General features: G+C 72.0%; 20 protein-coding genes. 9 read left to right on the forward strand and 11 right to left on the reverse strand.

Annotation, left to right across the window (positions count from 1 at the left end):
* From Apa02nite_RS32560 to Apa02nite_RS32580, 5 genes are read left to right on the forward strand one after another with little or no spacing between them, the layout of a single operon-like run.
* A complete protein-coding gene (locus tag Apa02nite_RS32560) occupies positions 1-897 on the forward strand; it encodes a TIM barrel protein (protein WP_203828453.1) in 897 nt (298 codons plus the stop codon).
* Positions 894-1,874 (forward strand): substrate-binding domain-containing protein, encoded by a 981-nt coding sequence (locus Apa02nite_RS32565; protein ID WP_203828454.1) that lies wholly within the window; start codon positions 894-896, stop codon positions 1,872-1,874. Before Apa02nite_RS32560 ends, Apa02nite_RS32565 begins: the two co-directional genes overlap by 4 nt.
* Positions 1,871-2,869: an ABC transporter permease gene (locus Apa02nite_RS32570; protein ID WP_203828455.1), complete on the forward strand. Its 999-nt coding sequence runs from the start codon at positions 1,871-1,873 to the stop codon at positions 2,867-2,869. The genes Apa02nite_RS32565 and Apa02nite_RS32570 overlap by 4 nt, the downstream gene beginning before the upstream one ends.
* Position 2,870: 1 nt before the next feature.
* Complete coding sequence (locus tag Apa02nite_RS32575; RefSeq protein WP_067700511.1) at positions 2,871-3,650, forward strand: ATP-binding cassette domain-containing protein; 780 nt, start codon at positions 2,871-2,873, stop codon at positions 3,648-3,650.
* Positions 3,647-4,657 carry a Gfo/Idh/MocA family protein gene (locus tag Apa02nite_RS32580; RefSeq protein ID WP_203828456.1) on the forward strand — a complete coding sequence of 337 codons (1,011 nt, stop codon included), beginning with the start codon at positions 3,647-3,649 and terminating at the stop codon, positions 4,655-4,657. Before Apa02nite_RS32575 ends, Apa02nite_RS32580 begins: the two co-directional genes overlap by 4 nt.
* A gap of 277 nt (positions 4,658-4,934) precedes the next feature.
* On the opposite strand, the gene Apa02nite_RS32585 is transcribed toward Apa02nite_RS32580, so the two are convergent.
* From Apa02nite_RS32585 to Apa02nite_RS32600, 4 genes are all read right to left on the reverse strand, one after another.
* A complete protein-coding gene (locus Apa02nite_RS32585) occupies positions 4,935-5,537 on the reverse strand; it encodes a class I SAM-dependent methyltransferase (RefSeq protein ID WP_203828457.1) in 603 nt (200 codons plus the stop codon).
* 27 nt (positions 5,538-5,564) lie between these two features.
* A complete protein-coding gene (locus Apa02nite_RS32590; protein ID WP_203828458.1) occupies positions 5,565-6,260 on the reverse strand; it encodes a TIGR03089 family protein in 696 nt (231 codons plus the stop codon).
* Between the two features lie 209 nt (positions 6,261-6,469).
* Positions 6,470-6,754, reverse strand: coding sequence for a peptidoglycan-binding protein (locus Apa02nite_RS32595; RefSeq protein WP_203828459.1), 285 nt, complete (start codon positions 6,752-6,754; stop codon positions 6,470-6,472).
* A gap of 119 nt (positions 6,755-6,873) precedes the next feature.
* On the reverse strand, positions 6,874-7,242 hold the full coding sequence (locus Apa02nite_RS32600) for a hypothetical protein (protein ID WP_203828460.1): 369 nt from the start codon (positions 7,240-7,242) through the stop codon (positions 6,874-6,876).
* Between the two features lie 140 nt (positions 7,243-7,382).
* On the opposite strand from Apa02nite_RS32600, the gene Apa02nite_RS32605 reads away from it, so the two are divergent.
* Positions 7,383-8,267: a S1C family serine protease gene (locus Apa02nite_RS32605; RefSeq protein WP_203828461.1), complete on the forward strand. Its 885-nt coding sequence runs from the start codon at positions 7,383-7,385 to the stop codon at positions 8,265-8,267.
* On the opposite strand, the gene Apa02nite_RS32610 is transcribed toward Apa02nite_RS32605, so the two are convergent.
* The 5 genes from Apa02nite_RS32610 to Apa02nite_RS32630 form a co-directional block, all read right to left on the reverse strand.
* Positions 8,236-9,738: an FAD-dependent monooxygenase gene (locus Apa02nite_RS32610; protein WP_239164721.1), complete on the reverse strand. Its 1,503-nt coding sequence runs from the start codon at positions 9,736-9,738 to the stop codon at positions 8,236-8,238. The genes Apa02nite_RS32605 and Apa02nite_RS32610 overlap by 32 nt on opposite strands.
* Before the next feature lie 213 nt (positions 9,739-9,951).
* Entirely contained in the window at positions 9,952-10,566 is a 615-nt protein-coding gene (locus Apa02nite_RS32615; protein ID WP_067700528.1) for a TetR/AcrR family transcriptional regulator, read from the reverse strand.
* A gap of 68 nt (positions 10,567-10,634) precedes the next feature.
* Positions 10,635-14,123 carry an ATP-binding cassette domain-containing protein gene (locus Apa02nite_RS32620; RefSeq protein ID WP_203828462.1) on the reverse strand — a complete coding sequence of 1,163 codons (3,489 nt, stop codon included), beginning with the start codon at positions 14,121-14,123 and terminating at the stop codon, positions 10,635-10,637.
* 212 nt (positions 14,124-14,335) lie between these two features.
* Positions 14,336-15,520: a metallophosphoesterase gene (locus tag Apa02nite_RS32625; RefSeq protein WP_203828463.1), complete on the reverse strand. Its 1,185-nt coding sequence runs from the start codon at positions 15,518-15,520 to the stop codon at positions 14,336-14,338.
* A 57-nt stretch (positions 15,521-15,577) separates the two neighbouring features.
* Positions 15,578-16,234, reverse strand: coding sequence for a nucleoside/nucleotide kinase family protein (locus tag Apa02nite_RS32630; RefSeq protein WP_203828464.1), 657 nt, complete (start codon positions 16,232-16,234; stop codon positions 15,578-15,580).
* A 136-nt stretch (positions 16,235-16,370) separates the two neighbouring features.
* On the opposite strand from Apa02nite_RS32630, the gene Apa02nite_RS32635 reads away from it, so the two are divergent.
* Positions 16,371-17,528, forward strand: coding sequence for a ScyD/ScyE family protein (locus Apa02nite_RS32635; RefSeq protein ID WP_203828465.1), 1,158 nt, complete (start codon positions 16,371-16,373; stop codon positions 17,526-17,528).
* On the opposite strand, the gene Apa02nite_RS32640 is transcribed toward Apa02nite_RS32635, so the two are convergent.
* Entirely contained in the window at positions 17,525-18,178 is a 654-nt protein-coding gene (locus tag Apa02nite_RS32640) for a hypothetical protein (protein ID WP_067700548.1), read from the reverse strand. The two genes, Apa02nite_RS32635 and Apa02nite_RS32640, sit on opposite strands and share 4 nt — an antisense overlap.
* 229 nt (positions 18,179-18,407) lie before the next feature.
* Between Apa02nite_RS32640 and Apa02nite_RS32645 the strand changes: the two genes are divergently transcribed.
* A complete protein-coding gene (locus tag Apa02nite_RS32645) occupies positions 18,408-19,196 on the forward strand; it encodes a polysaccharide deacetylase family protein (protein WP_203828466.1) in 789 nt (262 codons plus the stop codon).
* Positions 19,193-20,533, forward strand: a complete 1,341-nt coding sequence (locus Apa02nite_RS32650; protein WP_203828467.1) for a right-handed parallel beta-helix repeat-containing protein — start codon at positions 19,193-19,195, stop codon at positions 20,531-20,533. Before Apa02nite_RS32645 ends, Apa02nite_RS32650 begins: the two co-directional genes overlap by 4 nt.
* 295 nt (positions 20,534-20,828) lie before the next feature.
* Here Apa02nite_RS32650 and Apa02nite_RS32655 read toward each other — a convergent pair whose 3' ends face one another.
* A complete protein-coding gene (locus Apa02nite_RS32655; RefSeq protein WP_203828468.1) occupies positions 20,829-23,144 on the reverse strand; it encodes a hypothetical protein in 2,316 nt (771 codons plus the stop codon).
* Position 23,145: the final 1 nt, after the last annotated feature.

A 23,145-nucleotide genomic window follows, 5' to 3' on the forward strand; every position in this document is an offset into this window, starting at 1 on the left:
ATGCGCCGTCTGCGCCTCGGCAGCTGTCCCGACTCGTGGGGGGTCTGGTACGCCGACGACCCCCGGCAGACCCCGTGGCCCCGTTTCCTCGACGAGCTGGTCACCGCCGGGTACCACTGGCTGGAGCTCGGCCCGTACGGCTACCTGCCCACCGACCCGGCCCGCCTGGCCGACGAGCTGGCCACCCGGGGCCTGCGCTGCGCGGCCGGTACGGTCGGCGGCGTCGGCGGGCCGCACAAGGACTTCCCGGCGGTGCTCGCCGAGACCCGCCGGGTGGCCGAGCTGACCCGGGCGGCCGGCGGGCGCGACGTGGTGTTCGTCCCGGTGCCCGGGTACCGCGACGACGCCACCGGCGGGTACCGGGAGGCCGCCGAGCTGAGCGCCGATCAGTGGCGTGACCTGCTGGCCAACACGACCACGCTGGGCCGCATGCTCGCCGAGGAGTACGGCATGAGCCTGCGGTTCCACCCGCACGCCGACTACCAGGTGGAATACCAGTCGCAGGTGGAGCGGCTGCTCGACGGCACCGATCCGCGGTTCGTGTCGCTGTGCCTGGACACCGGCCATCTGGCGTACCGGCGGGCGGACGTGCTGGGCCTGATCCGGCAGTACCCGGAGCGGGTCGGCTACGTCCACCTCAAGCAGATGGACCCGGCCCTCGCGGCCCGGGCCGCCGCCGAGGACTGGGCGTTCGGCCAGGCCGTCCGGCTCGGGGTGAGCGTCGCCCCGCCGTCCGGCGCCCCGGAGGTTCCGGCCGTGCTGAAAGCCCTGGAGGACCTCGACGCGGAGCTGTTCGTCGTGGTCGAGCAGGACATGTACCCGGTGGACTTCGACGTTCCGCTGCCGATCGCCACCCGGACCCGCAGGTATCTCGAGGAGACAGGAGATTTCGGATGAGGAGAGGTCTGCTCACCACCGGCGTCGTGACGGTCCTGGCGCTCGCCGCGTGCAGCGGCGGAGGCCGGGACAAGTCCGACGCGGACGACTCCGGTGGTGGTGGCAACGCGCCCGGCAGTTCCGGGTACACGGTCGCCTTCATCACCCACGAGACGCCCGGCGACACGTTCTGGGACAAGGTCCGGGCCGGCGCCGAGCAGGCCGCCAAGGACGAGGGCGTCACGCTGAAGTACTCCAACGACCCGGACGCCGCCAAACAGGCGGGTCTGATCCAGAGCGCGGTCGACGCCAAGGTCAACGGGATCGCGACCACCCTGGTCACCCCGGACGCCCTGGCCGGCGCGGTCAAGTCGGCGACCGCCGCCGGAGTCCCGGTGGTCGGCCTGAACGGCGGCATCGACCAGTACCAGAAGCTCGGCGCGCTGATGTACTTCGGCTCGGACGAGACTCTGGCCGGGGAGAGCATCGGCAAGCGGATCGCCGGTCAGGGTGCCAAACACCCGCTCTGCGTGATCCACCAGACCGGCTCGGTGGCACTCGAGGCGCGCTGCGACGGCGTCAAGAGCGCCGTGCCCGGCACGGAGAACCTCCAGGTCAACGGCGCCGACGACAGTGCGGTCACGACCACCCTGCAGGCCAAGCTGGCCCAGGACAAGTCGATCGACTACGTGGTGACGCTCGGCGCGCCGATCGCGCTGGACGCGATCAACGCCAAGCAGCAGGCGTCGTCGCCCGCGAAGATCGTGACGTTCGACCTGAACCAGGAGATCGCCAAGCGGATCAAGGCGGGCGAGGTGGTGTTCGCCATCGACCAGCAGCCGTACGTGCAGGGGTACATGGCGGTCACCTCGCTCTACCTCTACCTGAAGAACGGCAACGACATCGGCGGCGGCCGGCCGGTGCTGACCGGACCGTCCTTCGTGGACCAGACCAACATCGACAAGATCCTGCCGTTCACCGAGAAGAACACCCGGTGAGGCGAACGCTGCGGCTGCTGGCGCGCCCCGAGGCGGGCGCGCTGGCGGCGGCCGTGGTGATCTTCGTGTTCTTCCTGGCGGTGGCGCCGTCGTTCCGCTCGCTGGCGGCGTTCTGCACCGTGCTCTACCAGTCGTCGACGATCGGGATCGTCGCGGTCGGGGTCGGCCTGCTGATGATCGGCGGTGAGTTCGACCTGTCGGCCGGCGTGATCACAATCAGCGCCGGGCTGGTCAACTCGATGTTCTGCTGGTATTTCGGGGTGAACATGTGGGTCGGCGCGGCGCTGTCCCTGCTGTTCTGCCTCGCGGTCGGTTTCCTGAACGGCTGGCTGGTGATGCGCACCGGGATACCGAGCTTCCTGGTCACGCTCGGGACGTTCTTCGTCCTGCAGGGTGCGAACCTCGGCGTGACCAAGCTGGTCACCGGGTCGGTGTCCAGCCGGGACGTCAGCGCGATCGACGGGTTCGACTCGCTGCGGGCGGTCTTCGCGTCCAGCACCACGGCCGGCGCCGCGACGATCTGGATCACCGTGCTCTGGTGGGTGCTGTTCGCCGGGGTGGCCGGGTGGACGCTGCAGCTCACCAGGATCGGCAACTGGATCTACGCGGTCGGCGGGTCGGCGGGCAGCGCGCGAGCCGTCGGGGTGCCTGTCGTCCGTACCAAAATCGGTCTTTTCATGGTCGTGTCTTTTCTCGGCTGGTTCGTCGGGATGCATCTGCTGTACCGGTTCAACACCCTGCAGGCCGGCAACGGGGTGGGTAACGAGTTCCTCTACATCATCGCGGCCGTGGTCGGCGGGACGCTGCTCACCGGCGGGTTCGGCAACGCGTCGGGTGTCGCGATCGGCGCGTTCATCTTCGGGATGACCAGCCTGGGGATCGTCTACGCCGGCTGGGATCCGAACTGGTTCAAGGCGTTCCTCGGCGTGATGCTGCTGCTGGCCGTGCTGGTCAACACGTACGTCCGACGCCTCTCCGCGGGAAAGGCGGCCTGACGTGTCCGATCCGCTGGTCCAGCTCACCGGCGTGGGCAAGAGCTACGGCCCGATCCGCGCCCTGTACGACGTCGACCTGCGCGTCGGTGCCGGCGAGGTGACCTGCGTGCTCGGCGACAACGGCGCCGGCAAGTCCACCCTCATCAAGGTCATCTCCGGCCTGCACCCGCACACCTCGGGCTCGCTACGGGTCGACGGCGCCGAGCGGCGGTTCTCCTCGCCGCGGGAGGCGCTCGACCTCGGCATCGCGACCGTCTACCAGGACCTCGCCGTGGTCCCGCTGATGGAGGTGTGGCGCAACTTCTTCCTCGGCTCGGAGCTCGTCGCCGGGCGCTTCCCGCTGGCCCGCATGCGGATCCGGGAGATGAGACGGATCGCGGACCAGGAGCTGCGCAAGATGGGCATCGTCGTGGCCGACATCGATCAGCCGATCGGGACGCTCTCCGGCGGCCAGCGGCAGTGCGTGGCGATCGCCCGGGCGGTCTACTTCGGCGCCCGGGTGCTGATCCTGGACGAGCCCACCGCGGCGCTCGGCGTTAAGCAGTCCGGCGTGGTGCTCAGGTACATCGCGGCGGCCCGGGACGCGGGCCTCGGCGTCGTCTTCATCACCCACAACCCGCAGCACGCCTACCTGGTCGGCGACCACTTCGTGATCCTCAAACGGGGCGCGGCGGTGCTCGACGCCGCGCGTGGCCGGGTCACCCTGGACGAGCTGACCACCCAGATGGCCGGCGGCGACGAGCTGGCCGAACTCTCCCGGGAACTGGGCCGCCCGGCATGAGGGCGGTGCTGCGGGTCGGCGTGATCGGCGCCGGCCTGATCGGGCGCGATCACATCCGGCGGCTGACCACGGTCCTCGCCGGGATCGACGTGGTGGCGGTCGCCGACGTGGACGCGTTCGTGGCCGCGCAGGTGGCCGCGCCGCTCGGCGCCACCGTGTACCCGAACGGGCTGGCCCTGATCGCCGCGGACGAGGTGGACGCGGTACTGGTCTGCTCGTGGGGCGGCACCCACGAGGAGTACGTGCTCGCCGCGATCACCGCCGGCAAACCGGTGTTCTGCGAGAAACCCCTGGCCACCACGCGGGAGGCGTGCCTGCGGATCGTGGCGGCAGAGGTCGGGCACGGGCGCCGGCTCGTCCAGGTCGGCTACATGCGGCGCTACGACGCGGCCTACCGGGCGCTGAAACAGGTGCTGGACAGCGGGGTGATCGGCGCGCCGCTGATGATGCACTGCGCGCACCGCAACGCCGGCGTGCCGGCCTTCTACGAGCCGGAGAACACCATCACCGACACCGCGGTCCACGAGATCGACATGGTGCGGTGGATGTTCGGCGCGGAGATCGTCGCGGTCCGGGTGCTGCGCCCGCGGGTCAGCCGGAACGCCGGCAGCCTGCCGGACCCGCTGCTGCTGGTCCTGGAGTTGGCGAACGAGGTGCTCGTCGACGTGGAGATCTCGGTGAACGTCCGCTACGGATACGACATCCGCGGCGAGATCCTCGGCGAGGACGGCACGGTCTCGCTGGAGAACCCGGGCCTGATCGCGGTCCGGCACGCCGGGCGGCTGGCCGGCCCGGTGCCCGGCGACTGGCGGGACCGGTTCGCCACCGCCTACGACGTGGAGCTGCGCGAGTGGGCGGACTCGGTCATCGGGGGAGGGCCGCCGGTCGGGCCGGGGTCCTGGGACGGTTATGCCGCCGCGGTGGTCTCGGACGCCGCGGTGCGGGCGCTGCGAACCGGGGATCGGGTGGCGGTCACCGTCGACGAGCGGCCCGCGATCTATTCCTGAGCGGGCGGGAGTGTCATCGCCGACTACATTGGCGGCGATGACACCCGGTCTTCGGGCGGACACGCCAGCGTTTTCCAGTCCGGCTGTTCCAGTCCCGGCGGTTTTCCGGCCCGACTGTTTTCCGCCCCGCTGGGGCAAGGCTACCCCATTGATCTTGTTCATCGGCTTGATCACGTGATGTGGGGATTGTCCGAAGTCCGTCCGAACCCGGCGGTTCCGGTCGTCGCTCTGCCTGTGGTGAAAACCCGGGGCCGAGGCGCCGCCTCAGCCCCGGAGATCACTCGGGCAGCTGGGCCAGCGCGAAGATCTGGCTCTCCTGCGGACCGTCGGTGGGGGTGAAGAAGACCGTCTCGATGCTGATGACGGTGAAGCCGTGCGCTTCGAGGACCGCCTTGAGGTCCGGCTCCAGATAACCGGAGACGGTCACCGGGACGCCCATGAACTCGATCGGGATGCTGTCGGCATCAAAATTGACCATGCCGATCGCGAAGTGGCCGCCCGGCTTCAACCAGCCGGCGACCTTGTCGAAGGTGCGTTCGATATCGGCCTTGCTGAGCATGAGCAGCGAGAAGAACGCGGTGACCGCGTCGAACGTCCCGAAGTTGTCGGGCAGTTCGGCGAAGTTGGCGTGCACGAACTCGGCCGCGGGCACCTGCTCGCGAGCCAGGCGCAACATCCCCTCGGCGATGTCGACACCCACCACGCGGTGATCGGACTCGGTCAGGACCTTGGCGGTGGGAACACCGGTGCCGCAGCCCAGATCGAGTACTGCGGCGCCGGCCGGTAACAACGAGCTGATGCGCTCGATCAGGGCCGACTGGAACGGATTATGGCTGTGCTCGCCCTGGTATTTCTCAGCGAGTTGATCGAAAACCTCCATGGCGTCCACAGTAGAAGAAGATCACCGTCAAAGCAGCCGGGTCGCGCCCTCGGCGGCGATCCGTTCCTCCAGGCGGGACCGGTCCAGGTTGGCGCAGAGCACGATCGACGCGCCCGCGGTGAGCGGGGCCAGCAGCCAGATCAGCGGTTCCTCGGTCTCGGACGCGTCGATCAGCACCCGGTCGCCGCGCCCGATCCCGCGGGACCGGGCGACACTCGCGGCGATCGCGCCGTACTCACCGAACGTCGTGCCGTCCGGCGTCGCGATGTCGAAGGCCCGAGCGCGACCTTGCGGCGGGGTCGCGCCGAGATGGGCCCGCACGGCCTCCGGGAAATCCCGGTATTTTTCCGGTACGTCCGGGCTCGGTCCGCCGTTCGGCGCCAGACCGAGGACAAACTGGTGCTGAGCCAGGGGTACGTCGTCGAGCCAGTTGTCCACCCGTCGCCGCTCCACGAACGTGACGTCCAGCGCCGGCCCGCCACTGATCAGCCCGGCCGTGCTCCACCCGCGGAACGACACCGCGAGCCCGGCCGACCACGCGCCGAGCAGCACCGCCGCGGTCTGCCAGTGCGGCGGCAGCAGCACGCCGGCCCGGTGGCCGGGCCGCAGCCCGCACTCCCCGGTGAGCAGCGACGCCGCGGCGGCACTCCAGTCACCCAGCTCACCGGCGGTCAGCCCGACCCGCTCCCCGGTGGCGTCGTCGTAGTACGTGAAGAGTTCCATCGCCACCCAACCTACCGAGCCCCCACGGACCCCCGGCCGGCGCTGACCGCCGTCCCGGCGGCCGGGAGGCACCCCCAGCGCCAGCCGAGATCCGCCGGCTGGTTCTGAGGGGTGTCTCGGCGGTCGGGAGGCACCCCTCGGGACCAGCCGGGGTGGGGTGGCGCGGTGCGGTCCGGACCGGCGCTGGCCTCGCGCGGCTCGACGGCGGGTCAGGCGGCGTTGTGGAAGCGGGACAGTTCGCGGGCCTCGGCGGCGTATCGGGCCAGCAGGTGGACGGTCCGCGGCCCGGCTTCGCCGTCGGGGATCAGGCCGACCCGGGACTGGAAGGCGGCCACCGCCTCGTCCAGGTCGGCGCTCGTGGGGCCGACCTGGACGTCGAAGTCGGCGAAGAGTGCGCGCAGGCTCTCCGGGTCGGCGCTCGGTGCCGGTTCGGCCCAGCCGATCAGGCCGCCGACGGCGGTGCCGACCATGTTCAGCATTCCTCGTCCGGTCATTGGTGCCTCCCCGATGCGGTGTCGGACTCCAGCATCGGAAGTTCTGCTGTGTCCGGCATCTGCCGAGGGTCCCGATCAGCTGTGTATCCCTGCACCTTTCGGCCGATCCGGCCGGGAGGTCAGGGGCAGAGATCGGTGTGCGCGACGGTGATCAGCTGGTGGGCCTGTGCGGGCGAGACACCGTAGGCGGTGAGGACGGTCTTGCGGCCGTCGCGGAGGGAGGCGCAGGCGGCGACGCCCAGGTCGGCGATCTCCTCGTCACGGCGGTCGACGGCGAGTTCCGGGAGCTGTTGTCGTACCGAAGCGACGAAGCGGCCCGGACCGGCCGCGGGCGGTGCCGGGGAAGCGGACACCGGGAGGGGATCGGCCGCGGGCGAGGAGAGCGAGCGGCCCTGGACCCAGACCGGGTCCGGGGCCGAGCAGCCGGCCAGCGGGGTGAGTAGCAGCGCGGCGAGGCTCGCGGTTCGGGCGAAACGTCCAGGAATCACGGGGAGAACGTAGATCGTGGCGCATCGTCCGAGTGGTCCGGCGCACCGACCCGGACGGGGGACCCCGGACGGTGGTGGCGTACAGCCAAGTCACAGACGGCTCACCGGTTCGGGACAATTTTCCGAGCGAAGTTATGGACATGACCGAGCTGCTGAACCGCCGCCCCGCTGACGACCACTACGCCGCCTACCCGGTGTTCCCGCCGGCCCACCACATCCCGCCGATGATGGTCGAGACGCCGCGCGACCCGCGGTGGAAGCGCCGGATCGCCGGTGGCGCCGCAGTCCTGGTGCTGGTCGGCGGGGGTGGCAGCGCCGGCGCGTTCCTGACCGAGCGGTACCGCGACGGTGGCGCGGCGTCCGCCACCAGCAGCGCGGCCGGCACCACGATCGCCTCGACCACGGTCACCGAGGACACCGACCTGGCCCCGATCGTCGCGAAGGTGCAGGCCAGCGTCGTGACCGTGCTCGTCGACGGTGCCCGGGAGTCGTCGCTCGGCTCCGGGGTGGTGCTCAGCGAGGACGGCCTGATCCTCACCAACAACCACGTGATCTCGTCGAACGGCACGGTCAGCGTGCGGCTCTCCACCGGCAGCACGGTGCCGGCCAAGGTGGTCGCCGCGGACGCCACCCACGACCTGGCGCTGGTCCAGGCGACCGGGCTGAGCGGGCTGACCCCGGTCACGTTCGGCACCGACGACTCGGTCGCGGTGGGCGACACGGTGCTGGCGTTCGGCGCGCCGCTCGGGTTGGAGGGCACCGTCACCTCGGGCATCGTGTCCGCTCTCGATCGCAGCCTGGACACCGGGGACGAGAAGCTCAGCGGGCTGCTGCAGACCGACGCCGCGATCAACCAGGGCAATTCCGGCGGCGCGCTGGTGGACATGTCCGGCCGGGTGGTCGGGATCAACGTGGCCATCGCCACCTCCGGGGACAGCACCGGGAGTGTGGGCCTCGGCTTCGCGATCCCGGCCGGCACGGTGACCGGTGTGGTCACCCAGCTGGAAGCGCAGATCGCGAGCTGACCGGGTCAGGGTCGCCGAACCAGCGCCGGAGCGCGGCGCGCAATGACGAGGTGTCCGGTGTGGTCGCTTCGCTCGACCAGGCCACGTAGTTGTCCGGCCGGACCAGCATGGCGGTTCCCGCCGGCAGCGGTGTGGTGGTCACCAGATCGACCCGGTCCCGCCACGGCGCGACAACCGGAGCGAGCGTGCCGGTGGTGTCGACGAGCAACGGCCGTCCACTGTGGGTCAGCGAACCCAGGTCGGGTGCGAAGTCTCCGACACCGTCGTACCGGAAATCAGTGCCGGCGATGAGCGCGGCCAGACGCCGGACCACCTCCGGTTCCTCCAAGATCTCGCTGAAGAGCGCGCGCAGCGCGGTCACCGCCGGACCCGGGCCGGCCAGCAACGCCTGCGCCTGGGTGTGCATGACGACCCGTTCGGCCACCGGCCGGCGCTCCGACTCGTAGGTGTCCAGCAGCCCGTCCGGCGCCCAGCCGCGCACCTCGGCGGCGAGCTTCCAGCCCAGGTTGATCGCGTCCTGCAGGCCCAGGTTGAGGCCAGGCCCGCCCATCGCGGAGTGCACGTGGGCGGCGTCGCCGAGCAGCACGACCCGGCCCCGGCGATAGCGGTCGGCGATCCGGGTGTTGCCGCCGGACAATCGGCGCAGCACCTGCGGACCCGGGCCGGTCGGCGGCAGCAGCGGCACGTCGGCGCCGAGCACGTAACCCACCGTTTCGAGCACCTCGGGCAGCGTCACCGGATCGTCGCCGGCCGGCCGCGCGGTGGTGCTCGCGGTGATCAGATTCCGCCCGTCCGGGAACGGCGCGAAGGCGACCAGACCGCGTTCGGTGCGGTGGTGCTGGAACGGCGGGACCGTGCCGTAGCCGGGGACGACCAGGCCACCGGTCCGCGGATCGCGGAACTCGGCGGGGACGTCGACCGTGGCGGTGCGGGAAACCGACTGGTCCTCGGTGATGCCGGGGAACGCGAAGCCGGACAGCTTGCGGGTCCGGCTGCGACCCCCGTCCGCCGCGACCAGGTGACGCGCCTCGATCCGGTAGGCGCCGTCCGGGCCGGTCACCTCGGCGACCACCCGATCGTCCTTCTGATCGAGAGCGGTCAGCTGGTGTCCACTGCGGATCTCGACCCCGAGTTCGGCGGCGCGTTCGGCGAGCATCGCCTCGATCTTCTGCTGCGGGACCAGGAGCAGATGCAGCGGGTTGTCGGGGATCTCGGCAAGCGACAGCGGGAACGCGCCGAAGATGTGGCCGGGTGCCGGCTCCGGCGCATCCGGGCGGCCGGTCAGCCGTTCGTGCAGGCCGCGCCGGTGCAGCATCGGGACGACCTGGCCGACCAGGCCGTTCGCGCGCTGCTCGGTGGACGGCCCGGTGCGGAGTTCCAGCACGATCGGGGTGACTCCGGCCAGGGCGAGTTCGCAGGCGAGCATGAGTCCGTTGGGTCCCGCTCCGACGATGACAACCTCAAAAATCATGACAAAACCCCCAATTTTGTACGACGAAAAGCACCGATTGTCGTGCTCGTGACATCCGCAGCTCAAGGGCTGGGGCGTGCCGAGGGCGGCCGTGCCGGCCGGCGGCGGCCGGCGTGCGTGGATCCGGCGGTCGTGCGGTTCAGCGGCCGGTGGGTGTGGGTGGATCCGGCGGTCGTGCCGGTCGGCAGCGGCCGGTGGGTGTCGGTTCGGCGGTCAGGGCTGGGGTAGGCCGGCCCGGAGCTGGCCCAGCGCCTCGACCAGCAGCTCCGGAACCGAGTCGCGGCCGAGACCGGTCCCGCTCAGCCAGTGCGCGACCACCGCGTCGTTGGCCGCCAGCAGCGCCGCCGCGACCAGCTTCGGATAGAGATCCCGGTCCACGTCGAGGCCGGTCCGGTCGGCGACCGCGGCCCCGATCGCGTGTGTCGCGTCCGCCCCGCCGCGCAGGATCTCGGCCTGCAGCGCCGGCACCGCCATCATCCGCCGCAGCCCGGCGGCCCAGCTGTCGTGATCCGGCTCCGGGTGGGCCAGGACCTCGGGCCCCGGCGCGAACTGCTCCAGCACCGCCTGGGTGATCGCGTCCCACAGCGGCTCGCCGGCCGGGCGGGCGCGCAGCGAGTCGGCGACCGCGAAGCAGCGGTCCCGGTGCCGGGCCGCGACCGCCTCGGCCTTGCTGGAGAAGTAGTTGTTGTAGGTGCGCGGGGACACCCCGGCGGCCGCCGCGATGTCCTCCACCAGCACGCGGTCATAACCGCGCTCGACGACGAGCCGGATCGCCGCCCAGCTCAGCGCCGTCCGGGTGGCCTGCTTCTTGGTCTCCCGGAGTCCCATGTGGACCAGGTTAACAAAAACTGCGCGCCACGCAAAGGTGCGTGACACGCAGTTTTCTCAGCTTGCCCTCAGCCGGCCAGGTGACCCCAGCGCGACTCCAGCTCCGGCCAGGTGCCCTGGTCCTCGGCCTTGCCGCCGATCAGGATCACCACCCGGTCGGCCTGAGCCAGCGCCGCCCGCTTCGACGTGGACCCGACCACCGTCACCCCGTGGCTGCGCAGCGCCCGCCACAGCTCCAGCTCGGTCGTCACGTCCAGCGCGGACGACACGTCGTCGGCGATCAGCAGCTCGGTACGCGGTGCCAGTGCCCGGGCCAGCGCCAGCCGTTGCAGCTGACCGCCGGAGAGCCGGGTGCCCTTGTGCCCGATCAGCAGCTGCATGCCACCGCCGGCCGCGGACAGGTCGTGCTCCAGCTGGGCGACCGACACCGCGTCGGCCGCGTCCACCTCGTGCCCGAGCCGGATGTTGTCGGCCACCGTCCCGGACAGCACCCGGGGCAGTTGGGCGACGTACCCGACCTGGTTGGGCCGCAGGAACAGCTCCGGGTCGCGGACCGGCTCGCCGTTCCAGCACAGATCGCCGGTGTGGTGCACGATCCCGGCCAGGGCGCGCAGCAGCGACGACTTGCCCGAGCCGACCGGCCCGACCACCAGCACGAGCTGGCCGCGCTCGACGGTCAGGTCGACGTCGCGGACACCCTGGGCGCCGTTCTCGTGCACCGCGCTGAACCCGCGCAGCTGCAGCGTGCGCAGCGGATTGCGCGGCGCCACCGGCGGTGCCGCCGCGGTGCCGGCCGAGATGTCCACCCCGGGCACGTCGGACGAGTACGCCGACACACCGGCCATGGCCACCGTCCGGTTCGTCCACACCCGAGCCGACGGGAAATGCGACACCAGCGACGCCGTGGTCCACGCGAACCACCGCGCCGACCCGAGCGTCGCGACCGCGACCAGGGTCGCCGCCGCGCTGAGCCGATCGGACAGGTAGAGCGACCAGACCGCGATCGGCAGCAGCCCGCTGGCGATCGACGGGGTGGACCGCGCCCACACCTGGATCGCGATCTCCCGCCACTGCAGGTCGCTGCGTTTCGCGTCGAGCCCGGCCAGGTGGCTCAGCACCGGCTCGGTCGCGCCGGCCAGCTTCACCGTGCGCGCCGCCGACAGCGACGACACCAGCGCGGTCGCGAACGCCGCGCGGGCCAGCACGGTCCGCCGGGCGGCCCGCTCCAGCCGCGGCCCGAACAGGGTCGCGGCCAGCCCGGACACCAGCATGGTGCCGAGGAAGAACATCGCCGGCACCAGCGACTGCGAGGTCAGCGTCATCGCCACCATGGCGATCAGCGCGACGCCGTTGTCGATCAGGTTGTCGGCGAGCTGGACCACCCGTTCGGTGTCGCCACCCTGGGCGACCACCTCGGCCGGGGTGTGCTTGCTGACCCGGCGCGGGCCGATCTGGCCGTGCACCAGGCGCAGGCTGATCCGCAGCATCTGCCGGACCCACCACTCCGGGAACCAGGCGCCGGTGAAGTACAGCGACGGGATCATCGCGATCAGGGCGGCGGCGATCCCGATGGCCGGCAGCACCGGGTCGCCGACGCCGTCGACCACGTTCGCCCACAGCGCCGGTAGCACCGCGCCGTCCAGTCCGAGCAGGACCATCAGCACGAACAGGGCGACCGCGCCGAGGCCGTACCGGGCGTCGTTGGTGGCCAGCCGGGCGATCTCGCGCATCGTCCGGGTCGGCGGTTCGGCCGGCAGCGGCGGCGGCTCCACGGTGGGCAGCGGATTGCCCAGCGAGTCCGGGCCGAGCTCGAGGCGGGCCGCGGTGTCCCAGTCGTGCGGCTCCTCGACCAGCGTCGCGCCGCCGGCCGGCAGGACCGGCGCGGGGACGGCGAGCTCGCTGCTCGCCATCAGCTCGGCGAACCGGCGGGACTCGCGCAGCGGGCCGGCCTCCAGCACCTCGCCGTCGGCGAGGACCACGACCTCGTCGCAGCGCTGCACCGAGGAGAGCCGGTGCGCCACGATCACGCCGATCCGGCCCTGCAGCAGCCGGTCGGTGGCCCGCTGCACCCAGGACTCGGTGACCGGGTCCATCCGGGCGGTCGCCTCGTCCAGGATCACCACCTGCGGGTCCCGGACCAGGATCCGGGCGAACGCCACCAGTTGCTCCTGCCCGGCGGAGAGCTTGTAGCCGCCCTCCCCGAGCAGGGTGTCGACACCGTCCGGCAGGCCGCTCACCCAGGTGGTGAGGCCCAGCTCCTCGAGCGCGGCACCGGCCCGGGGCAGCAGCTCCCGGTCGAACAGCGCGATGTTCTCGGCCAGCGTGCCGGCCAGGATCTCGGTGCGCTGCGGCACGATCGCGGTCCACCGGCGCAGCCTGTCGACCGCGACGCCGTTGATGTCGTGCCCGCCCAGGAAGACCGTGCCGGCCGGCACGTCCACGGCCCGGGTCAGCACCTTGGCCAGGGTGGACTTGCCGGAGCCGGTACGCCCGATCAGCGCGTACGAACGGCCCCGGGCGAAGGTGAGGCTCACCCCGCGCAGGGCCGCCGGCCGGCCACTGTCGGCCTCGCCGTACCGGAAGGTCAGGTCTCTGACCTCCAGGTCGCCGTCGACCGGTGGCTCACCCTCGGAGGGTTCCTGGGCGACCGCGCTGAGCATCTGCACCCGGCTCCAGGCGCCGAGCGCGTTCTGCAGCTCGGGGACCATCCGGGTGACCTGCTCCAGGGTGCCGCCGAACCCGAGCGCGAGCAGCCAGACGCCGGTCAGCCGGGCACCGTCGATGTGCCCCGAGGCCAAAGCCCATGCGCCGACCACGACGAGGGAGGCGATCAGCGTCCGGGTGATGGCCCCGGCCCACATGGTCACCTTGGACGACGCGCGCCAGACCCGGCGGCCCCGGGCCAGCACCTCGCGGGCCCGGTCGGCGTAGAGGCTCTGCACGTACGGCGCGGCCAGGCTGGTGCGGACGTCGTCCTGCCCGTGGATCGCCTCCTCCATCACGGCGGCCAGGTCGGACCAGGCCTCCTCCTCGGCGATGCGCACCGGGGAGATCCGCTGGATCGGCTTGTTCATGGTCAGGAAGATCAGCACCGCGACCACGACCATCGCGACACCGGCCGGCCACCAGACCAGGAACGCGGTGCCGATCGAGAGCGTGGCCACCGCGAGCGACTGGAGCAGCCGCACGCCGCTGCCGCGCAGCTCCGAGCCGACCTGGTAGACGTCCGAGTCGATCCGGTCGAGCAGCTCGCCGACCGGGGTGTTCTCCAGGGTGGGGATGTCCTGTCCGAACGCGACCCGGTTCAGGCCGCGGCGGACCCGGGCCGCCCAGTCGGCGGTCAGCCGGGCGGCGACCAGGCCCACGAAGACGTCGCTGAGCACCGCCGCGCCGAGTGCGCCGGCCAGCACCGCGAACAGCGTCCCGGACCGGTCGACGAGCACCGGCCCGGCGAGCGCCAGGGCGGCGGCCGACCCGGCCGCGCCGAGCACGATGAGCAGCGCGGCCAGCGCCGTGCGACTTCGGGAGGTGGCCCACAGGTCGCGTAACAGACGCATGCGTTGTCCTCAGGACGTTGGAAAGGAGGCGGTGCCCCCATCCTGCGCGGCCCGGCAAGCCGCGCTCAACCGGTTTATTCCCGGCATCCCGCCCACCCCGGGGCGCGCCCACCCCGAGGTGATCATGGTCTCTGCCGTGTCACCGGCCGACTCTCTGGGGCGTCTCACGAGGAGTGAGACACCCCAGAGAGCCAGCCCGCGACCCCGGCCGGTCAGGCCGCGGTGCGCAGGGTCAGCAGGGTGATCTCGCTGGGGGCGAAGATACGGAACGGCGGGCCCCAGAAGCCGGTGCCCCGGCTGGTGTACATCTGTGTCCGCTCGGAGTGTCGGGACAGGCCTTGCAGCACCGGCTGGTCGGTGCGGACCAGGTAGTGGAACGGCCACATCTGGCCGCCGTGGGTGTGCCCGGAGAGCTGCAGGTCGATGCCGTGCGCGACCGCGCCGGTGACCTGCTGCGGCTGGTGGGCCAGCAGCAGCACCGGCAGCGCCGGGTCGGCGCCGGCCAGGGCGGCCTCGTGGTCCATGTGGTGGCCGGGCACGCCGGAGCCGGCCGCGGTGCGGTCGTCGACACCGGCCACGACCAGCGAGTCGTCGCCGCGGGAGACGACCAGGTGGCGGTTGTGCAGGGCGTCCCAGCCGAGCGAGGACATGTGCTCGACCCAGCCCTGCGCGCCGCTCATGTACTCGTGGTTGCCGGTCACGTAGACCCGGGCCAGCTTCGCGCGGATGTCGCCGAGCGGTGCGGCCATCGCGCGGCGCTGGTGCACCTCGCCGTCGGCGATGTCGCCGGTGTGCGCCACGATGTCCGCGTCCAGCGAGTTGATCACCTCGGTGACGCCCTGGGACCAGCGGGCCCGGTCGATCGGGCCGTAGTGGGTGTCGGTGATCAGCACGACCTTGAGGCCGTCGAGCGCGGCGCCGAGCCGGGGGATGACCACGTCGACCCGGCGGACCCGGGACACCCGCATCGCCTCGGTGTAGCCCCAGATCAGCAGGACCACCGAGATCACCAGGACGGCCGCGGCGACGATCCGGGACCGGGCCGGGCCGTCGACCCCGGCCGCGAGCAGCACCAGGCCGGCCAGCTGGCCGAGCACCGACCAGGTGAACAGCACCCAGACCACGCCGAGGGTGGTGTCGGCGATCCGCGCGGACACGTCGTCGTGGCGGCCGTGACCGCGGAACATCAGCACGGGGAAGGCCGCCGCGGCCAGCACGAACAGGACCGTGCCCGCGACGAACACCGGTGCCGGCCAGGCGTTGCCCGACCAGACCAGCGTCGCCCACGGCACGCCGAACAGCAGCACGATCACCGCGACCAGGATCCCCAGGAACCGGCCACCCGGGCCACGCCGTCGTCGCGGCTGCGCCGCGACCTCCGCCTCATCCACCGACATGTCCGCAAGCATGCCACTGTGAAAACCATTCCGGTACGGCGGTGACTCGAAACTCAGTCACAACAGCGCCGACGGCACCAGCAGGTCCGCCCGTTCCCGGGTCGTGGCGATCAGTGCGGCGTTCCGCTCGTCGGTGCCGGTCGCCCAGGCCAGCGCGTCGGCCGGTGACTTGCCGAACCGCTCGTGCCGGGCGACCAACCGGCGCAGTCGCTCGGCCGGGTCGAGGTCGGTGTACCAGACCTCGCTGAACACCCCGCCCAGCCCGGCCCACCGCCCGTCCGGCAGCAGCAGGTAGTTCCCCTCGGTGATCACCAGGCGGGCCGTCCGGGCCACCCCGATGGCGCCGGCGATCGGCTGCTCGAGGACCCGTTCGAAGCCCGGGGCGTAGACCATCTCGTCCTGGTCGGCGAGCAGCCGGCGCAGCAGCGACGCGTACCCCCAGGCGTCGAACGTCTCCGGCGCGCCCTTGCGGTCGCGCAGCCCGAGCCGGTCCAGCTCGACGTCGGCCAGGTGGTAGCCGTCCATCGGCACGTGCGCCACCCAGCTCCCGGCGGCCAGGCCGTCCGGTGGCGCCGGCGCGAGGGCCGCCAGCAGCGACTCGGCCAGGGTGGTCTTGCCGGCGCCGGGCGGCCCGGCGATGCCCAGCACCGCACGGCGGCCGCCGGCGACCAGCGCCCGGGCCCGATTCACCAGTTCGGGGAACGTGCACGTCATAGGGCCGACCGTAGCGTCACCTGGCCGGTGGTCGGATCAAGGACTCCCGGGGCCGGCGGACCGTTCGGGCCATGTGGCTCGTGGGCGCCGGTGCGGAAACCTGGCGAAGTCCGACATGACTACCGGGAGGAATCAGATGATCACTAAACGTTCGGCGATCGGGGCCGTTGTCGCGGTCGCCGGCCTCCTCGCCGGTCCGTTGCCCGCGACGGCCGCGCCCGCCCCGCCGCCGTGGACGGTGGCGTCCGGGCTGGACCATCCGCGCGGGCTGGCGTTCGGCCCGGACGGGACGCTCTACGTCGCCGAGGCCGGGCACGGTGGCGTCCCGTGCCGCCGGATCCCGGCGGGCGGCCAGGTGGTCGCCGGGCTGGACCGGACCGGCATCGGGCCGGTGTGCGCCGGGGCGTCCGGCGCGATCGCCGCGATCCGGCACGGCCATGTCCGGCGGATCGTCACCGGCCTTCCGTCCCCGACGACACCGGCCGACGCGGAGGCGGCCGGTGCGGAGGCGACGGGTGCGGAGACGACCGCGGCATGGGCGGCCGGTGCGCGGGCGGCCGGGCCGTCGGACGTGACCGTCGACCCGGACGGCGCGCTCTCCTACACGGTGGGGCGGGGTGGCGGCGCGGACCTTCGTACCACAGCGGGGTTGTCCGGAGCGGCGTTGTCGGACCGCGGCCGATTCGTGATCGCGGACATCGACGCCTATCTGAAGGGGGCGAATCCGGTCTCGGTGCTGACCGTCGACCGGGGCAAGCTCGTAGTGGACGCCGGTGGCGACACGCTGCTGCGGGTCGGCCCGCGCGGCCGGATCAGCACGGTGGCGACGTTCCCGCGGCGGATCGTGCCGGCGCCGGCCGGGATGCGGGGCGGTGCGCGGGCGGGCGCCCCGATCCCGATGGACGCGGTGCCGACCTCGGTGGTGCGCGGCCCGGACGGCGCGTTCTATGTCGGTGAGCTGACCGGCTTCCCGTTCCCGCCCGGCCAGGCCCGGATCTGGCGGATCGTTCCCGGCGAGCGGCCGCGGGTGTTCGCCACCGGGCTGACCGCCGTCGTCGACCTGGCCTGGGGCCCGGACCGCACGCTCTACGCCCTGCAGATCTCGCGGCGGGGCCTGCTCTCCGGCGACCGGACCGGCGCGCTGGTCCAGGTCGATCCGGGCGGCCGGCACCGGGTGGTGGTCGGTGACGGCCTCACCGCGCCGGGCGGCCTGGTCGTCCGGGGCCGGTACGCCTACATCACCGACTGCAGCACCTGCGAGAACACCGGCTCGGTGGTGCGGGTCAGGCTCTAGCCCAGCCCGAGGCGCAGCCCGGCCACCCCGGCGGGGGACAGCGGCCGGGCGGTCGCCCGGGACAGGTCGGCCCGGATCCCGTCCGGCAGCTCCTCGCCCAGCGCGCACAGTGCCGGATAGAGGTCGAGGACCTGCCGGTGGCTGAGCGCCCCGGTGCCGATCAGCAGGCCGTTGAGCGCGGCCGGGGTCTGGCCGACCTCGCCGCAGAGCTCGCGGCGCCAGGCGGAGTCGTGCACGTGGTCGGCGAACTCGCGGGCGATCCGGTTGCCGGACGGCGAACGCAGCCCGCCCAGGGTGTTCTGCCGGAGCCGGCTGATCGGCGGGGCGAGCCGGCACGCGATGCCGAGCCGCCGGGCCAGCTGCGGCACGGTGAGCACGTCCAGTCCGGCCGCGCAGCCCTCGCAGAGCCGCTGGTACGTCTTGGCGTGGATCACCGTGGCGGGTCGCTGGCAGGCGCCGTCCAGGCCGCAGGACGGATCGAGGATGACCTCGGTGAGGGTGCCCTCGTGGTCGAACCGGCCGACCGCGAAGTAGGTGGCCGGGGTGGTGCGGTAGCGAGCCAGGGCGGCGCGGGCACTGACGTATCCGTCGGGGTCGACGCCGATGCGTGGCACACCGGCTTCGGTGTGCAGTTGGATGAGCCGGAACATTCGTGCACGCTCCCGGGGTGAAGCGAATTCGGTGTCGTCCTCCGGTACGTCAGCCGCGCGACAATGGTTCACTAATCACTCTGAGTAGCTGATTGGTGACCACGTTTGCGCTGGCAGGCGCGTTGGAAGAAGGCGAAGGTTACTCGGAGTAGCCGAAATTGGCTAGGGTGTGGGAGGAGCGTCCCAAGATCGAGCTTTGCTGGCCCGCGACGCTGACGATGGGGGACGTATGGGGACTACTCTTCCGGCGCTCATGTACCACTCGGTCTCCTCGGTCGGCGGCCCGCTGCGCGACCTCGCGGTCCCGCCGGACCGGCTTGCCGAGCAGCTCGAGGCGCTGACCGCGGCCGGATATCAGCTGGTCGGACTGACCGAGGCACTCGACCGGCGCGGCCGCGGTGACCCGGCGAAGCTGGTCGCGGTCACCTTCGACGACGGCTACCGGGACTTCCTCACCGCAGGTGTCCCGGCACTGCGGGCCGCCGGGGCCGGCGCCACCCTCTACGCCTCGGTCGGTCACCTCGGCGGCCACGCCGGCTGGCTCGGGCGGTGGTCGGCGGACTTCGGCCCGATGCTGACCTGGGACGAGCTCGCCGAGGTCGCCGCGGCCGGGGTGGAGATCGGCAACCACAGCCTGATCCACCACCCGCTCGACGTGCTCGCCCCGGCCGTGCTGCGCGACGAGATCCACCGCAGCCGCGAGGAACTGGAGCAGCGGCTGGCGGTGCCGGTGCGGTCGTTCGCGTACCCGCACGGGTATCACGGGCGCCGGGTCCGCGAGGTCGTCGAGGCGGCCGGGCACGACAACGCCACCGAGGTCGGCCGGCGGCTGCACACCATGGGGCGGCGGTTCGCCGTACCCCGGTTCCAGCCGACGCCGGACCACACCGGTGCCGACCTGCTCGCCCTGGTCGAGGGCGGTGGGCCGCGCCTGGCGCCGCAGCTCAAACGGCTCGCCCAGCCCGGGTGGCGGCTGGTCCGGCGGGCTGCCCGCAAGGCCGGCCGGACGCTGACGTGAAGCGGGCGCTCCTGGCCCTCGCCGTGCTGCTCCCAGTGGTGGCGGCCGCCGTGTGGTTCCGGGCCGAGCTGCTGGGCACCTCGGACACTCCGGCGACGGTCGCGGAGACCGACGGGTACTGGGTCTCGCCGTACGGGGACGACGACAACGACGGCAGTGCCGCGAACCCGTGGCGGTCGGTGGTCAAGGCCATCGCCAGCGTCCCCGACGACGCCACCATCCGGTTGCGGGCCGGTGAGTACTCGCCGTTCACCGTCGACCGGCCGGGCCTGACCGTCACCAGCGCGTCCGGTGACCGGGCCACGATCGTCGGCAGGTCCGGTACCCGCGATGTGGTGCTGGTGACGGCGAAGGACGTGACCCTGGAGACGCTCGAGGTCAGTGGCTGCGTGCCGAACCCGACGCCGGACAACAGCACGACCGGCGACCACGGCAGCGGTATCCGGATCGACGGGACCACCGGGGTGACCGTGCACGACGTGCACGTGCACGACGGTTACGGCACGAACGCGCTGGGCCTGCCGGTCGGCTGTTACGGCGTCCTGGCCACCGGCGCCCGCGACCTCACGGTCACCGGCAACGAGGTGGACCGCAACGGCGCCGGCATCGCGATCTCCGGCGGTGGCCGGGGCGTCCTGGTCGAGGGCAACGACGTGCACGACCAGAACCGGATCGTGCAGAACACCCCGGACGCCGACGACGACTTCGGCGGGTACGGCCTCGGCACCACGTTCATCACCGACAGCCCCGGGCCGACGTTCCGCGACAACCAGGTCACGCACAACCTCGGGCCGTCCACCGACTACGGCGTCGACGGCGGCGGCATGGAGATCTACGCGGCGTCACACGTCGCGGTCACCGGCAACACGTTCGTCGACAACGACGGCGCCCTGGAGACCGGGACCGGCGACGACCGGGCCTGCACCGGCAACACGTTCACCGGCAACACCGTGGCCAGCCGGGGCCATGAGACCGAACGCGAGTCCTTCACCGGCCTGGTCCTGCGCTGCGCCACCGGCATGCGGGTCACCGGCAACACGTTTCAGAACCTCAGCCAGTTCACGTTCCTGATCACCCAGGACGGCGAGTTCGCCGGCCCGATCACCGGACTGACCATCACCGGCAACGACGTCACCCAGTCCGGCGACGCCGTCCACCGCCTCCAGTTCACCGCCGTCAGCAAGGTCCCGAAAATCACCATCGACGCGAACCGCTACCACCTGACGGGGTCGACGTTCGCGGTCATCGCCCCGGCCGGCACCGCCGACACCGGCCACACCGTCGACCTGCCGGCCTGGCAGTCCCGCACCGGCTTCGACACCACCTCCACGAGCTGAAGCCCGTTGTGTGTGAAGTTGTGGTGTGGAGCGCGCCGAAAGTCCCCACGCAAGCCTGTGACAGCGCCTGCGTGGGGAGTTCGGGTGACCGGCTGGTCCTCAGGGGTGTCTCAAAGTGCCGGAGGCACCCCCAGGAGCCAGCCGGGGGCGGGAGGCGCGCTGCGGTCTGGAGGAGCGCGGTGTCGCGGGCCTCACGGGCGGGACGTGGCTCGTAGCCTACGGACGGGCGCACGGTATTCGTACCGTAGGGAAGCGGTCGGAAGGCCGGGCGGTCCGGCGGCATACCGCGGGGTGGTCACGGGACGAGGCGGTAGATGACGACGCCGGGGGCCTTGTAGAAGACCTGCCAGTCGGTGGAGGTGCTCAGGCCGTCGGTGAGTGACGTCAGCGAGCCGGCCGGCAGGGTGCCGAAGTAGGTCGTCTGGCGGTCCATCGAGTCGCTGACCACCAGGTAGTTGGTGGTGTAGCGCATGGCCTCGACATAGGTTTTCAGGTCGGCGAGCCGGGAGCTGTTGATGTTCCCGGTGAAGTACGGGTCGCCGACCAGCGAGATGTCGACCGAGACGTGGCCCTTGTTGTAGGAGCCGTAGTTCGCTGCCAGCTTGGTCGGGAAGTTCGGGGCGACCAGGATGATCCCGGCGTCCGGCGCGGCGTGGGCGTAGAGGTATTCCGCCGCGGTGATGTCGCCGCGGGAGACGACGTTGACCCGGCTCTGCCCCTGCAGGCCCTGCAGCCCGGCGAACATCAGCGCGGCCGCCATCAGGCCCGAGCCGATCTTCCAGTACCAGGTGCGGTGCGGCTTGCCACCGGCCCACAGCGTCGCGACCAGCAGCGCGGTGAACGGCAGGGAGAACGCGTAGACCCGGTAGATCGCCTCGCCGCCGTAGCTGCCACCGGCCAGCGTGGTGATCGGCAGGTAGGCGAGCAGCGCCGCGACCAGCACGGTGCCGAGGCGGCGGCGGGCCCGCCAGACGGCGAACAGCGCGGTCGCCCACAGGCCGATCGCCAGTGCCCGGGCGACCAGGGCGGAGAACTCCTGCTCCGGGGTGCTCCAGCTCTTCGCGTTGCCGGAGGCGTTCGCGAAGATGTTGAAGTCGAAGATCGTGTACTGGCTGCTGACCGAACCCATCCGCGGGGCCAGGAACGCGACCAGCACCACGCCGAGCACCACCACCAGCAGGCGCGGGCGCAGCACGCCGAGCACCGCCATGGCCACCAGCGGGACCATCATCATCACCGGGGTGAGCTGGTGCGACACCACGATCGCCGCGAAGATCACGGTGGCCGCGGCGCCGGCCCGGAGCTGGGTGGCGCGGCTCGGCTCGGCGCGTTCCGGCATGTCCCGGGTCAGCCAGCGGTTCAGCCGTCCGACGCGAGCCGGCGGGCCGGTCATCCAGCGGATCACGATCACCCAGAACGCCAGCATCAGCGGGTAGACGTAGCCCTGCGGGCTGAAATAGCCGATGTCCACCCACATGGACATCTGCGCCAGCAGGGCGGTGAGCGCGATCACCCGGCGGTTCGCGGTGAACTGCCGGGCCAGTGCCGCGGTCATCAGCGCGTTGAGCAGCATGCAGGCCAGCGAGGACCAGGCGGCGAACGAGATCGGGTCGAGCCCGGAGACGTGCGAGAGCATCGCCAGCAGCGCGAAGAAGCCGGGCCACTGCTGGTAGATGTCGCTGGAGTCGATCAGGTGGTGGTTGTCGCGGATCAGCTCGACGACGCCGAGGTGCTTGTAGGTCCAGGCGTACTCGACGGTGCCGCTGACGATCGGCACGGTGGCCTGCATGATGGCCGGCACGGCGAGCAGGCCGGCGGTCAGCACCAGCGGGCGGGCCCGGCCGAACAACTCGGTGGTGAAGCCGACGCCGAGCAGCGCGAGGGCGACCAGGAACGGCACGCCGAGCGTGCTGGACAGGCCGTAGGCGCCGATGTCGGAGGCACTGGTCCGGACCATCGCGATGATCCACAACGCGAGCGCGGCGGGCAGCGTGACGAGCGGCAGCCACCGGGTGAGGCGGCCGGCCGGCGGCTGATCCGGATCGGTCAGGCGGGGCCGGGGCCAGCGCACTCCAGAACGGGTCAGCCGGACCGCCTGCACGGCACCGGTGAGCAGCGAGGCGGCGGCCAGCCCGCCGAGCGAGGCGGCCGGGTTCCAGACGTGCAGCCAGAGGGTGAGCACGGCCGGCGCGACCGAGGCCGACAGGCTGAGCGCGGCCGCCATCGACCAGGCGGTCAGCCGGTTGCGGACCGGCGCGAAGGCCATCACGGCGGCGCCGGGTCCGACGACGATCAGGACCATCAGCAGCATCAGGCGGGTGCCGCCGTGCGGGATCAGCTGGGCGACCAGGCCGGCGGCCCCGGCGACGACCGCTGCCGCGGCGAATTCCAGCCGGGCGTCAGTTTCGGTCACGGTCGGCTTGGGGTCCGGATCGACCCTTTGTGGTACGAGGGGGAGCGCCGGCTTGCGGGCGGCCGTGTTCGTCGGCCACTGCTTGGTGCTCTTCCGTACGTCGGACTTCTTCTTCTTCAGGGCCCGCTGGGCCACGGAAGCAGTCACCGGCGCGACGATCGCGGTGGCCTCGGTCTCGGGCGAGCGCTGCTGCGCCATG

Origin of the sequence: Actinoplanes palleronii, assembly GCF_016862315.1 — a bacterium.
In the GTDB taxonomy this organism is placed as follows: domain Bacteria; phylum Actinomycetota; class Actinomycetes; order Mycobacteriales; family Micromonosporaceae; genus Actinoplanes; species Actinoplanes palleronii.